Raw genomic sequence first — 13,221 nt, 5'->3', positions numbered from 1 at the left:
AAGATGCTGGATGTGAGGGTCAGCTAATCACTGTACACAACTCGACCTGACCCTGCCTATTGTCGCAAGCGGGGACAAGCAATCTGAGGGTACCCAAGATTAAGACTAGGGCTCTTAGAACCCCACGATTGAGACGTCCCCACAGGAGTGCGAGAGTCTTGCTCTCAACGCCCTAGCAAATACGGGCCCTAAGCCCCTATGTAAAAGGCTAGTCATGACTCTCTCTGACGCCGTCTTGGTACTGCTGCTCGCCGAACGAATTCACGGAAACGATGACGCCGTGAGAAGGGTTGCGAAAAGCCTATCCAAAAAACTTCCTGGGCGGCAGCGTCAGATCATGTATGACTTGCTCACCGCCAAAAAACCCTGCGAGCTCGTTAGGCATATCGCCATTCACATTGACGACTAGCCAGCAATGCGTTTGACATGCTGCAGCAGCACGCATCCCAACCTCACAATGTAATATCCTGTCAAACAGTGAAGCTTAGGTTTGGCTTATCGAGAGAGCCTTGAGCACGTAAGTGCTTTCCAAGGCTCATCCTCAGGAGTTAGCTATCCGAATGCATCACGCTAAACTTAGCAACGGTTCACAGAATGCTTGCTGCGGCAGCAATCGAAATGATCACAGCGCCGTGAAAAACTAGTAAGGTTTTCGAAAAGCAGGCATTCATGAAATCGCGATTTCCATTGGCGACAACCAGAGTCATCGCGAAATCCACTTGATCTGGGGTCAGTTGTCTGACCTCGTCGTAAAGCTTTCGATAATTACGCTCAAGAGCGAGGAAATAACCGTCCAGTCCCCAGAGCGCAATCGCGGGTGCAAGTGAATAAATCGCAAAGCCTTTATTGTCTTGGGCTGCGGCCAGTGCAAAGAGACCAGAAATCAACAGAACCGACCATCCCTTGAGCAGGAATGAATTCGTGGACAATCGGTTGATGACGGACTGCACAAATTCAAGGTGTTTGAGTTTCCTGTCCACCTATCGAGCCCTGCTGGAAGTCTGATAAAGCTTCTCGGCGGCGTTTATAAATTCCCATCGGTTTCCGGGGTTTTCCAGAGTACCCAACCAAGTAGAAAAGCTCCTGTATCCAAGAGTCTTCAAGTGTTCAGTTTCTGCTTTGTGAAAAATCGAGGGTGCCTCGGTAAGAGACTCCATCCCATCGAGCATATTTCTACCGCGCTCCATCCCCCACAGCATGTGGCTGAACATCAATTCCATATGGATCCAAGCGGAATGCGTTTTTTTCTCATCCTGGATAGAATGCTTTGTGGAGATCGAATTCTCGGTACTGAGAAAAATAAGCATTGAAGAATTCATAATCATTTTTTGCAGTGCGGTTGCAAGAATGATATTGACATGACCAGCTGAGCGTGTGACTCGCTGATAATCATATTGGGTCTTACCTTCCGGAATTGAGTATTTATTGTCTATCGCCCGGAGAAGATCATACGACGACCCCCAAAAAACAGAGTCAATAAATGCAGTAATTCCATACTGCCCAAGATCATGCGCTAGTTGAACAGCCTTATCCCTATCATTAAACGAATGAGATATGAAAACATCACACTGCATCTGAGGAAAAAGATGCTTGGCAACTTGCTCTGCATCAATACTACGACCATCGCTCAAAAAATATTTCTTTAAATTTACAACTCTATTACTCAAATCCAGTTCATGCTTCTGCAGGACAACGGGGTCTATGAAAAAATCACCCTCATCAAGCTTCATTTCAAAACCGCAATGCATTATCACATCCCTTTAATGTAGGTTGCCCCGTGCGACTTCCTCGGCACTGGCATCTCTTTTAAAAATTTTTTACTAACGTTCAGACTTTTTGAAAACAACTTGTCGTAATCCAACAGCTCGTCATCCTCCGCCATCGTAGCGCCAATGGTCGACGCGGCCCCGCCCGGGGTTTTTAATGCAATTATTTTGGAATCTGGATGTGCGTTTTTGAAGAGTCGATGTTCTTGGACTATGCCTTCCTTGCCCCCGATGAAAACAGCCGAATCGTAATCAAAGGCAGCAAACATTTGCTTCCTCATTACCGCTAGGCTTTTGTCAAGCGTATTGGCAGCAGGTGTAAGTATAAAATTCGCAAACTTTCGACTTTCAGCAGGAAAGCTGGCTTCAAAATACTGGCTTTGAAATATGGTAACCGCATTTTCATTCTCCACACCCAGTTCTTCACACACTACCAGGATCAATGGGGAGATTGATGGATGCCCGCCAAAAACCAGATGCTTGCGGCCGATAACACTGAAAAAGAAAGAACGTAGCGCGGACTGGATCAATACAGGGTTGCACCCCTTGTAATAGTCGCTGCTGGTGTTGGGGACGCTAGCTGAGAGGAATACGCTTTTCATAAGCCTGTTCTCTGAATTCTTCGATACAACATGATGACGCCATGTCATCGACCTAGGTCAAGGGCGATGTGTAAGCCCTATACCCCAGGCCGATGCCACATGCTGAACTCCCAAGCAGCGTCATCAGTAGTCACCAAGCGTACATGGTCGACGACGTAGCTTCCGAACCAATCCATGTGAGCACGCCATTTCCTCTCTTTGATCCCCACCGCGTTGTAAACAACAGCCACCGGTGGCTTATGCAGATTCAAAGTAGCTTCGTACAAAGCGTGGCTTGTAGGCACACCAAGCTCTGGATAAACCGCGATGGTTCCGCCAGTCATGGACACAATTAGGCTTCTACTAAGAGAGTGACCGACGACCTCTCCGCCATACTCCTCCAGCGAATTGCGCAGCTTGTTCACCACCTTGGCGTATCGGGTTGCTACGCTTTGTGTCCGGAGCAACTCGACCTTGTGGACTATGCCTTTAAGGTCGGCGTCGGAAACTTTTCGGTCGAGTGCCAGTTCTTGGCATTCGCCAGTACTCGAGCTGATCGCTCGCCCTTCACTAGGCAGGAAGGACTCGTCGGACAGCAGGATTTCGCCTCCGATTATCTGGCCTAACCTGACTTTGACATCTGGCCAGCCGACGCGGAGCACTGAAAGACCGCGGATGGTGGCCCTGGCGAATTCCGCCTCCGTCCAGTGACTGTCGAAATACCCGGGTGTGTCTAGGTAGATCATCACATCCGAATCACACAGGCGCTGCCATAGCACCTCCTGGAAGTGCTCTCCAGACTTGATGCCATGAGTGTCGAGGAAAACCTCATATTGGCGAGCAGAAAGCTCTGCGAACAGTTGGAGGGCCAGCTCCGTGGACTCTACACGGCGGTAGCTGAGAAAAATACGGCGGTGCTTCGGCACCAGTGCAGCATTTTCCAGCAACGCCGTTGCTAATGCCACAGCACCATTTGAGACCTCTAGGCCATTCAGGGATCCAAGCTTGCCGGGGAACTCTGACGAGAATTTGGTTTTGACGCTGGCCACAGGGATGAGAGGAACACGACGGAGTATCAGCTTCTCAATCGCCGCCTGATCATCGGGGGCAATGTCGAAGCACAACGCTGCACTGCAACGCTCAATGGCTGGATTGAACTCCAGAGGGCTCCCCTCGAAAAGATGGACATCCCTGCCCAACACCAGCCCCAAGTCCTCCAAGCCGCGAGTGATCGCAGCGTGAAGCGTCGTTTTGAGGCTTTGCGGAATATTCCCGAGAAGCCCCAACGAGTAGAGGGGTGCGTGGTCGTCCATGAGTTTACCCAAAAATCGAACTGTGAAATTGATGGCGATAGGCTACCAAATATGATTCCAGATGGCATGTGAATCTTGCTTTCTAGAGCCTTCGCCCGCCCAAAAACGTCCTGGAGTTGAGCGTGGTTACGGCAGCTACATTCGTTACTGCTTATGGAAGGGATTGCCTGCATTGCTGCACTCATAGAAGACCTGGCCGGCCCTGGACAAGCAAACGATGAGAGTAAAGTCCCGGCAAAGAATGAATTCGTGCACCCACTGCAAGCGGACAGCTACATCGACTCCACTGAGATGACTTCTATATACCGGAATTTTTTCCTAGCCGCCTTCACCGATTCTTGTTCCGCCAACAGCTTGCTGAGCGTGTTGGATTCGTGGATCAGCTCAAACGTTTTGCCCTCAAACTCGTTGCCCACCCGGAGCGTGACACGAAGCCTAGGGGTGAAAGCTTTCGCAACTTTCTTTTTAGCCGGCGCCACAGCCTGCCTGGTGAAGACCGCATCAGTAGCGGGATCCTGAAGTGCTGGCGTGAAAGATGGTGCAGCGGGCGTAGTTGTGCCAAATAGCGCTAGACGCATTTCTTCTTCAATCAAATCTGAGTTCATTCAGTATCTCGGGACGCAATCAGGCTGCAGTTTCAGCGGTTGCAATCCTACCAGCACTGCCCTGCCTTTGTGAGTAAATGCTGCATCCGTTCGATGCGCCCAGTTGACCGTGCACACCTCGCGCGGCCCAGCGTATCGTCCCACCGAGATTCACGGAGAGAAATACTATGGATAGCAGACAGCACATCATTTCTTGGGCATCCAGGTGGACTTTAGCGACCGGAGTGGTCACATGTAATGGCTACAAAAAAAGCCAGCAGATCACGAATACCGCTGAACCACTCCCTCACGCCCTAGGCTGCCAACCGACACATGAGACTCTCATGCCCTGAATGGCACTCCACGAAATCCTTGATAGCCAGAGAGGCTAGAAATCTCACAAGCGCCGCATACGTGCCAAAGCAGGTGCGGCTTAGAGACCTAGGTCGCCTGCAAAGTGCTCATCTCTCATTGGGGCTGGGCATGACCATCATCCACCAATTTTTGACGGAGAAACCACAACAGGTACCCCCTCAGCCCAAGCCGGATTTCAACGCCACCGTGCGAGACATAAAACCGGCCAGTTGCATGGTGCACCAGTGTATCGACAAGAACCTTTAACCCGTCCGCGCCAATGTTTTCAGCGTAGATCCTGGTGAGTCCGTCGAGCCCTGGTGGACGTTTGTACGATCCGATCGCAGCAGCAAGAAGCTGCCCCAAGCCAGCGCCATAACATTCGGAGGCCAGTTTCCAAACCAGCACCTCTGCCTTCGTGTTCAACCACAGATCCTTCCATCGTCCGCATAGCATAATCGCATAGCCAAAATCCCAGACAATCGGATCGATGGCAACACCACGCCCACGACACATCGTAAGCACGGAGAGGATTGATGCTCATAGATTTAGATCTGAACAACAACGACCTGGATGCACTGCTCAGACACTGCCGTGGCCATCAACCGGGCAGTGGAGATCCTTGGGAAGACCGGAGGCTGATGGATGCACTCGAAACCCTGACAAAAGCGATCGAACTCGCTCGACAATCCAAAGGGACTGATCAAGGCTGATGCTTACTTGTTGTACGAAACCGTAACTGTCATGGGTAGACCTCTCCCGCGAAAAAACAGCGGTTTGATCTCAAAGCCAAAGTAGCCGCCTACGGCGGCTAACACCGATCTGCCCCAACCCCATGGCATACGGCAAGATCGGCGTTGACTGACAGTTCGGCTCAAGGAAAAGCAGAACATCGAAGGTCAAAAGCGACAAAAGAAAAACCGGGAAACGTGTTCTTGCCTGCACGACGGAGGTGTCCAGACCTACGCTGCTTTTTCTTTGCCCTCAAATATATATACTCCGTCGTTTTTTAAATTTTTTAAGGGGGGGGCGCAAAAAATTCTGCGCCTAGCCGACGAACGGTAGTCTCTCCCCCGTGGAGAAAGGCCTGATTTCAGCTTGCTTGGTCGGTGTCTGCGGTCACAGTCGTAGCTTGATCGATAGCGGGACACCGAGTTTGGTAACACGCCTCAACGGTCACATCAGCCGCTATCCCCCGCCACACGATTTCTTTTAAACCCACCGATCGATATTCACGACACCAGACGAGCTCAGGAAACTGACGTTGGAGCTATGAGACTACCGTCACAAAGCACCACCGCTCATAAATCTCCCATGTTGGGCTGGCCCACAGCGTCTCATCAGGATCCTTTCCAAACCACCCTGAACGCAACGCGTACCAACCAAACCGATAAGCTCGCGCGTACGCAGGGTGAGCAGAGATCGCATTCAATCCAGCAGCCGATAGACGCCTGGCAGTCACGATGCAGAAAGGTATCGCGCGTTTAAGCCGTTCAAGCTTGCGAGCTAGTGACTCGATGAACGCGATTAGACGTACGAGCCTTGGCGTTAACGCTGATCGGGTATCGCTGACCACCTCAGTTGCAGAGGCATGATGAAGCTTCCTCACCACCTGCCAGCAACGCCTAAGGACATCGAAGAGAACAAGTGCAACGGCCTGATTCGCGGGATTGTCCTCTTCCTCGTAAGATCTGCTGACCTCAAAGCGAACGGTGTTCAAGGCCGGACGCTGAGTGCTAGCAGGATGCAACAGTGCCTGTCCCGTCGGCCCTCTCAGTGCTTTATGCACGGATGCGGAGTCCAACCGCTTGTTCTAAGCCAGATGGGGACATTGCTAGTCCACCGCCTTACCAATGACCGAGATCACGAGGTGGTCGAACGAGCTTGCGGCGAAATCGATCGTTCTGCGGCTGCATTTCTGCCCAACCTCAAGCAAGGTGAGGTCGCGCTAGTCGGTGTCGACTTCCCAATCCCGGTGACCATCCAGATCGGGCGCCCTATTCAGCCTCCAATCTCGGATGGGCCAAGCTTTCAGGCGCGGTGGACAGTTGTATAGACAAGGCGAGTTGACGCACCAACGGAGAGCCTGGGCGTCAGGCCTCCGAGGGGCTGATACCCCGTTATGGTTGCCCCCTCCATGGCTTGGGCTTGTACAAAAATAGCTTCAGCTTGATGTCAGAGCCAAGCGGGAAGGCTGTGCTGTGTGGATCCACGCCCTAAAAAATTAAATTGTATTTTGTTGTCAACAAAGCCAATTTATGTAGAATCGTTTTACGCTTCCTGCACCACAGATGACAAACCATCCGTTGCAGACTCACAACAATAATGAGGAGCCACTGGCTCCAAACGTCAGGAGTTTCTCCATGAAATCTGCGTTCTTTCGCCCTCTGAAGCCGCTGTACATTCAGGTGTTGATAGGCGTCATTTTAGGAACCCTATTTGCGCTCTTTGATGCCAAAGCTGCCGTAGAGATGAAGGTTCTGGGTGATGTATTTATCAAGCTGATCAAGATGGTCGTTGCACCCGTCGTATTTGCCACGGTGGTGGTCGGTATCGCCAAGATGGGGGACATTCGAGCAGTTGGCCGCGTGGGGGCAAAAGCACTGCTTTACTTTGAAATTGTGACCACAGCAGCGCTTGTGATCGGCTTGCTGGTCGCACACCTGATGCAGCCAGGCGCAGGCATGAACATCGACCCCAAGACGCTGGACATGTCGACCGTCGCGGGTTACGCGAAAGTTGCCAGCGAGCAGTCTCTGCGCGAGTTCTTCCTGCACATCATTCCAGAGTCGATCATGGGGGCATTCGTCAACGGCGACATCTTGCCAGTCGTATTTCTAGCCGTTCTCTTTGGCTTGGCATTGGCACAGGGTGGCAAGCGGGTCGCGGCCTTTGTCGATGTCATCGACCAAGGCCTGATCACGCTATTTTCCATCATTGGTTACCTGATGAAGTTCGCTCCTATCGGCGCCTTTGGAGCAATCGCCTTCACCGTCGGTAAATATGGGATCGGCAGCCTGGCGACACTCGGCTATCTGATGATTGCGTTCTACGCCACCTGTCTGCTGTTCGTGTTTGTCGTGCTTGGCGTTATTCTAAAGATGTGCGGCATCAACATTTTTGCATTTCTGCGGTACCTGAAAACAGAACTCTTGATCACATTGGGCACCGCGAGCGCCGAACCAGCGCTGCCTGGCTTACTTCAGAAACTTGAACACATGGGTTGCCAGAAGAGCGTTGTGGGGCTGGTCGTTCCGACGGGTTACGCGTTCAACCTAGATGGCGTGTGCATTTATCTGACGATGTCAGTGATTTTCATCGCTCAAGCCACCAATACCCCTCTGACGTTCTCTCAAGAACTCACCATTCTCGCGATTGGCTTGTTTACCTCCAAAGGCATGAGCGGTGTACCTGGTGGCGGGTTCGTTGCCTTGGCGGCAACGCTGGCCAGTGTGCACGTACTTCCAATCAGCGCGATTGCGTTGCTGGTCGGTATCGACCGGTTCATGGGGGAGGCACGTGCAGTCACCTCGATCATTGGTAATGCCGTCGCCGGAGTTGTGATTTCCAAATGGGAAGGTGCTCTGGACACAGAGCGCATGAATCACGTGCTGCGCGGTGGATATGTCGAACCTAGCGCTGACATCGAGCAGCAACTGCCGCTTCAGATGCCACAAAACCAGAGCGCACCAGAAGTAATTACCACGCAATCCTAAACCATCAACTCGGAAATTGAAAAAGGGCGCTATGGCGCCCCTTTTCTTTACTTGTCACTACTCGCTGGAACGTTTGATCTAAAAACCGTAGAGCTTTGCAGGATTAGTCACAAGAATTCGTTCCACCATTTCATCCTTCTGCGCCCACACTTTTAATAGATCAAACATTGAAGCATCATCGGGCATCGGCTTTTTCTTGGTTTGCAGACTAGGATGTGGCCAGTCAGTACCCCAGACAACGCGCTCTGGTGCAAGTGCAATCATGCCTCTGGCCAAATCTTTCACATCATCGTAATCGGGCCCGCCCAATACCGAATCTTGGTAAGCACCTGAGACTTTGACCCACGCTCGATCTTTGTCAACCAACCGAGCAATCATCTTGAATACCGGATGTTCATTGCCTACAGGCAACGGGATTCGCCCGAAATGATCAAATGCAATCTGCACAGGCAATTGTGTGAGCAACTTATCCAACTGAATCAATTCGTCCGGCCGGGTATGGATTTCAATATGCCAACCTAAGTCGGCGATGAGTTTAGACAACGGTTCAATCATCGCCACAGTCGTGGCGCTGCCGGTTCCCAAGTTGAAGCGTATCGCACGCACACCATGCTCATGCAATCTTCGTAATTCGCTGACTTCGACAGTGTCATCGACCACAGCAACACCTCGGGATTGCGGCCCCAACTTTTTCAGCGCAGCCAACAAGCAACGATTGTCAGTGGCATAGGAGGACGGTTGAATCACCACACTCCGGGTCAATCCCAATCGTTTTTGGAGGCGCTGATAGTCCTCAACACTCGCCGTTGGCAGGTTTCGATCATCGTAATAGGGGAATGCCCGGTCATAGATATGATGGTGGCAATCACACGCTAACGCAGGCACACGCAGACGTGGCGGCTGTGTACCCGCGCTATAAGGAAAAGCCTCATCAGCATAGCTGGTAACCCCGTGGCTAGCAGCAAATGCAAGCCCGCCCAGCACACCGACATTTTTTATAAACTGACGACGATTAGATGATTCGAACATTTCATTTCTTCCTTATTTTTATTGTGTAAAGGTGAAGCGTTTATTCATATTGCGCAGGTATCCAGCCACAGTAGCCACCGTCCATCGTCAGGCATCTGGTGTTTACCAACGAATTTCAACAGGCCCTGGGGGCCGATCTCGAAGAATGACAGGCATGCCAACAAGCGGCGATCGGTTGCACCCTCCTCTATCCATACGCTTTTTTGGTTGGCCACAATCAGCATCTGGCCGCTGGCTTCAATACTCAGCGTTCGTGCTTCCACACCCTGTGTCTCCACGTGCTGAATCAAGCGTGGCTCGCCACTGGCCGGATCAAGCGCAAACACCGCCAAGGTATTTTCACCACCCGAAAACACATCTTGGCGCTGCCCAGGGTTTACCGCATCGGATCTGTTCGATACATAAAGATACCGACCATTCGGATGGATCTTGACCGCACCACCGCGCTGCTTTTTAGAGGTGATGTGCAGCGAATCGCGCAAGGTTTCAACTTGATAATTGGGTGGACACTGGACAGCCCCATCTGCACTCAAGCAATGCATCGACAGCTTGTTGCCCCGTTCAAGTACGATATATACCCAAGGTTGCAATGGGTGAAATGCCAAGTGACGCGGGCCAATCCCCGCTGGAAATGACTGATCGCTGATGGCTTTTAACTGCCCCGTGTCAAAGCTGAAGGCATGCGCGCTGCCGAGCTCTTCAGACCTATCCTCCTCCTCGTCATTGCCGCGAGCCAAGGCAATGACGGACGAACGATCTGGGCACACCATAACCTGGTGAGTGAAGGTACCGGCACTGGGGGGATGCGCATGCTCGACGGCAGCACCGACGCTGCCATCTCGTGCGATCGGATGCATACCCAGAAAAGCAGATTGGTTGTACGCAACAAACAGATAACAGCATTTAGGATCAATCGCGAGATGGATAGGGCGTTCCGGCAACGGCACGCTTGTGCCCCATCGTTGCAGCAGACCATTGGCAAGGATCTTGAAGGCGTACAGCCGATGCACAGTACCTTTTGCACCCGACTTTCCAGCGCCAGCATCGCTGGCAATTACGTACAGATGCTGCCGTGCGGAATCGACCACCGCATATTGGATATTGGCATCCAGGCTGAGCTCATCCATCAAAGTAACGCGAGCGTTTACCTTATCGAGCTGATATTGGAGCAAACGCTCGCCATGCGCCGCATACACCATCGTGAGGTTCGACATTGTAACTCCGCTTCCATCAATGGGCGAAGGCACCGCGCGCATACGGAATGCGTGCGCATGCCCTGCCTGTCTAAATAATCTGCAAATAGCGCGTTAGAAAAGTGGCATTGAATAGCTGACGATCAGTCGGTTTTCATCCTGATCCCGCTGACCGGGAATATTGTTTCGCCACATGGCGTTTTTCCAGGCAAAGCCAAGGTTCTTCAACACACCAGACTGAATAACGTAAGACACACTCAGATCGCGCTCCCACTCACTGGCACCAGTGCCAAGGGTCGAAACCTGAGAGACGCCCACCCTACCGACGGTGTCGACATCGAACCCGCGGACATAAACAATGCCGGCGGTCAGACCAGGCACACCGAGCTTGGCGAAATCGTAGAAATAGCGTGCCTGCCAAGAGCGCTCACCTGCGCGCACAAACTTCTGCAACTGGATGTCATTAATTGTACTGGTGGACGCTCCATCCCCTTGGTTCAACCAAGGAAAATCACTTTCACCATTACTGAACTGATAACCACCGCCGAAAGTATGGCCATCCACTGAATACAGGAACAGCGCACTATAGAGATCGTTATTTACCTTGCCCTTGATCCGAGTGGCAAGGCTAGCGTGATCAGGGTAATAGCCCGACGTAAAATAGGCAGCCTCGTCACCATTGGCCCCATCATCACGGCTGCGATAATAGCGAAAATCACTTTTGAGGGTACCAGGCCCAATTGCCCAGTTGTGCACTAGACCCAGAAAATTCTGCTGGTAGAAATTCTTCAGCTCACCGAAGTAATACGAAACGACCAGATTCTTCCCCAGTTTGTAATCCGCACCACCGTAGTAGAACTTATTGCTGAGTGTAGCTTTTGTGTAATCGGAGCCACCGTTTGCGCCACCGATGGATAGACCTTTCTCATCGGTCGAGTTACGCCCCTTAGCATGCTCAAGTTGGCCGGCGGTCAGCGTCAGGTTTGGAATATCGTTGGAGACTAATTGTCCCCCTTGATACGTCTGCGGAAGTAAGCGCCCATCGTTGCTCATGACTACTGGGTTCTTTGGCATCAACGTGCCCAGACGGAGCTCAGTTTGAGAGACTCTGGCTTTGGCTGTCAGGCCTAGACTGGAAAAATCATTTTCCGCCTCGTTTCCCTGGCTGGGGAATACACTACCGCCTGCAAGCGCACCCGTTGGGTTGCCATGTTTGGACTCGCTGGAATCTAGGCGCACCCCCAACAGGCCGATGGCATCAATGCCAAAACCAACAGTACCCTGAGTAAAACCGGAAGTGAGTCGTAGGTCGAAACCCTGCCCCCACTCGGATTGATAGTTCTGTACACCGTTAGTCTTGGCTATAGCCGTACCAGCATCAGAGTCGCGGTTATCGTTATTGATATAGAAATTTCGCGTTGACAGCGTAGCCTTGCTGTCCTCAACGAACCCCGAGGCAGTTACTTGCTGTGCTATCGCGACAGCAGCAATGGTGAGTGCCAATGTTGATTTTTTCATAACGCGCTTTGCCTTCTTTTATTTTTATTGAGGGAAACCACACAGCGATGAATCACTCACTGCCTTCGAAAATCATGGGCGAGTGGAAAATCAGAGGCTTCGCTGTCGAAGCCATTACCGAACTTTGAGCTGCACCATGTTTAGATCACAGCCACAGTAGAAAAAGCGTCTCCATAACTAGACCTACGGCCTCCACTCCCGCGTTTCTGCTGAATTAACTTGGCCGTTTCAGCAGGAATGGGTAACGCAGGCACGCCAATCACTCACAGAGTGCCCCGACCACACAAAGGAAGTAGGCGTTTGTATAAGGATTGCGTCCAACAACCGGCATCCCAATTATGCCGTCCGCCTGCATCAACTTATGATGACCTTGGCTACTTCTTCGCCGAAAGCTTTGGTGCCCAGCTTGCCGCCCAGATCGGGGGTACGTTTTTCCGGGCTTTCCAGAACAACGTCGATAGCACGATCCATCTCGACAGCAGCAGCCACCAAGCCAGAGTTATTGCGCTGCTCGCCCATCCATTGCAGCAGCATGGCCACGGAAAGGATCATCGATACAGGGTTTGCGATGTCCTTGCCTGCGATGTCCGGTGCCGAACCGTGTTGGGCCTGAGCTGCGCAGTGCACGTCACTTGCCATGATCGAACCGGCCAGGCCAAGGCTACCGGACAGCTCACTGGCCAGGTCACTGATGATGTCGCCGTAGAAGTTGGTCGCAACCAGAACGTCGAAACGCTCTGGGCTACGTACCAGGTGAGCAGTAGAGGCGTCGACCAGCAAATCGTCCAGTTGAACTTCAGGGAAGTCTTTGGCCACGTCACGCACGGCTTCAAGGAACAGGCCGTCGGTCATGTGGAAGCTGTTTGCTTTGTGGATTGCTGTCACTTTCTTGTTGCGTTTCATCGCCAGTTCGAATGCGCGACGTGCAATACGCTCGCTGCAATGACGGGTGATTTTGCGGGTCGACAGTGCCATGTCCGGGCTAGGCATGACTTCGCCCCAGCCACGGCTCATGTTGCGGTCTGGATAGAAGCCTTCGGTGGCTTCGCGCATGATCACCAGATCCATGGTCTTGCCTTCCTTCATGTTCGAAGTCAGGAAAGGGCGAGTGCGTGCAGGGCGGACGTTAGCGTACAGATCGAGGCCGATACGGAAACCTGCGGAAAC

The 13,221-nt window shown here is 52.0% G+C and carries 13 protein-coding genes; 3 read left to right on the top strand and 10 right to left on the bottom strand.

Annotation, left to right across the window (positions count from 1 at the left end; genetic code table 11):
• Positions 1 to 214 precede the first annotated feature (214 nt).
• A complete protein-coding gene (locus NJC38_RS02865) occupies positions 215 to 409 on the top strand; it encodes a hypothetical protein (protein WP_253111404.1) in 195 nt (64 codons plus the stop codon).
• Positions 410 to 587: 178 nt separating this feature from the next.
• Here the strand turns inward: NJC38_RS02865 and NJC38_RS02860 are convergent, their stop codons facing one another.
• From NJC38_RS02860 to NJC38_RS02835, 6 genes are all read right to left on the bottom strand, one after another.
• Positions 588 to 980, bottom strand: a complete 393-nt coding sequence (locus NJC38_RS02860; RefSeq protein ID WP_253111402.1) for a hypothetical protein — start codon at positions 978 to 980, stop codon at positions 588 to 590.
• Positions 981 to 1,730 (bottom strand): toll/interleukin-1 receptor domain-containing protein, encoded by a 750-nt coding sequence (locus NJC38_RS02855; RefSeq protein ID WP_253111400.1) that lies wholly within the window; start codon positions 1,728 to 1,730, stop codon positions 981 to 983.
• Between the two features lie 20 nt (positions 1,731 to 1,750).
• Positions 1,751 to 2,368, bottom strand: coding sequence for a hypothetical protein (locus NJC38_RS02850; RefSeq protein WP_253111398.1), 618 nt, complete (start codon positions 2,366 to 2,368; stop codon positions 1,751 to 1,753).
• A gap of 77 nt (positions 2,369 to 2,445) precedes the next feature.
• On the bottom strand, positions 2,446 to 3,660 hold the full coding sequence (locus NJC38_RS02845; RefSeq protein WP_253111396.1) for a toll/interleukin-1 receptor domain-containing protein: 1,215 nt from the start codon (positions 3,658 to 3,660) through the stop codon (positions 2,446 to 2,448).
• 272 nt (positions 3,661 to 3,932) lie between these two features.
• Complete coding sequence (locus tag NJC38_RS02840; RefSeq protein ID WP_253111395.1) at positions 3,933 to 4,265, bottom strand: hypothetical protein; 333 nt, start codon at positions 4,263 to 4,265, stop codon at positions 3,933 to 3,935.
• Positions 4,266 to 4,712: 447 nt separating this feature from the next.
• Positions 4,713 to 5,024 (bottom strand): hypothetical protein, encoded by a 312-nt coding sequence (locus tag NJC38_RS02835; protein ID WP_253111393.1) that lies wholly within the window; start codon positions 5,022 to 5,024, stop codon positions 4,713 to 4,715.
• A 110-nt stretch (positions 5,025 to 5,134) separates the two neighbouring features.
• Between NJC38_RS02835 and NJC38_RS02830 the strand changes: the two genes are divergently transcribed.
• Both NJC38_RS02830 and dctA read left to right on the top strand, forming a co-directional pair.
• The gene (locus NJC38_RS02830; RefSeq protein ID WP_253111391.1) at positions 5,135 to 5,311 is read left to right on the top strand and encodes a hypothetical protein; all 177 of its coding nucleotides are present in this window, start codon (positions 5,135 to 5,137) and stop codon (positions 5,309 to 5,311) included.
• 1,650 nt (positions 5,312 to 6,961) lie between these two features.
• Positions 6,962 to 8,314, top strand: coding sequence for a C4-dicarboxylate transporter DctA (gene dctA, locus NJC38_RS02825; protein ID WP_253111389.1), 1,353 nt, complete (start codon positions 6,962 to 6,964; stop codon positions 8,312 to 8,314).
• Positions 8,315 to 8,392: 78 nt separating this feature from the next.
• Here the strand turns inward: dctA and NJC38_RS02820 are convergent, their stop codons facing one another.
• The 4 genes from NJC38_RS02820 to NJC38_RS02805 all read right to left on the bottom strand — a co-directional run.
• A complete protein-coding gene (locus tag NJC38_RS02820; protein WP_253111387.1) occupies positions 8,393 to 9,343 on the bottom strand; it encodes an amidohydrolase family protein in 951 nt (316 codons plus the stop codon).
• Between the two features lie 44 nt (positions 9,344 to 9,387).
• A complete protein-coding gene (locus NJC38_RS02815; RefSeq protein WP_253111385.1) occupies positions 9,388 to 10,557 on the bottom strand; it encodes a beta-propeller fold lactonase family protein in 1,170 nt (389 codons plus the stop codon).
• A 93-nt stretch (positions 10,558 to 10,650) separates the two neighbouring features.
• On the bottom strand, positions 10,651 to 12,054 hold the full coding sequence (locus NJC38_RS02810) for an OprD family porin (RefSeq protein ID WP_253111383.1): 1,404 nt from the start codon (positions 12,052 to 12,054) through the stop codon (positions 10,651 to 10,653).
• 354 nt (positions 12,055 to 12,408) lie between these two features.
• The coding region (locus NJC38_RS02805; protein ID WP_253111382.1) for an isocitrate/isopropylmalate family dehydrogenase at positions 12,409 to 13,221 on the bottom strand (813 nt) is incomplete at its 5' end.

It is taken from the genome of Pseudomonas sp. 21LCFQ010, from assembly GCF_024129905.1.
Taxonomy (GTDB): domain Bacteria; phylum Pseudomonadota; class Gammaproteobacteria; order Pseudomonadales; family Pseudomonadaceae; genus Aquipseudomonas.
This window is presented reverse-complemented; position numbering and strand designations above follow the sequence as displayed.

Coding starts and splice junctions, on each gene's coding strand:
- NJC38_RS02865 (WP_253111404.1), top strand. CDS start 215: ATGACTCTCTCTGACGCCGTCTTGGTACTGCTGCTCGCCGAACGAATT.
- NJC38_RS02855 (WP_253111400.1), bottom strand. CDS start 1,730: ATGAAGCTTGATGAGGGTGATTTTTTCATAGACCCCGTTGTCCTGCAG.
- NJC38_RS02850 (WP_253111398.1), bottom strand. CDS start 2,368: ATGAAAAGCGTATTCCTCTCAGCTAGCGTCCCCAACACCAGCAGCGAC.
- NJC38_RS02845 (WP_253111396.1), bottom strand. CDS start 3,660: ATGGACGACCACGCACCCCTCTACTCGTTGGGGCTTCTCGGGAATATT.
- NJC38_RS02840 (WP_253111395.1), bottom strand. CDS start 4,265: ATGAACTCAGATTTGATTGAAGAAGAAATGCGTCTAGCGCTATTTGGC.
- NJC38_RS02830 (WP_253111391.1), top strand. CDS start 5,135: ATGCTCATAGATTTAGATCTGAACAACAACGACCTGGATGCACTGCTC.
- dctA (WP_253111389.1), top strand. CDS start 6,962: ATGAAATCTGCGTTCTTTCGCCCTCTGAAGCCGCTGTACATTCAGGTG.
- NJC38_RS02820 (WP_253111387.1), bottom strand. CDS start 9,343: ATGTTCGAATCATCTAATCGTCGTCAGTTTATAAAAAATGTCGGTGTG.
- NJC38_RS02815 (WP_253111385.1), bottom strand. CDS start 10,557: ATGTCGAACCTCACGATGGTGTATGCGGCGCATGGCGAGCGTTTGCTC.
- NJC38_RS02810 (WP_253111383.1), bottom strand. CDS start 12,054: ATGAAAAAATCAACATTGGCACTCACCATTGCTGCTGTCGCGATAGCA.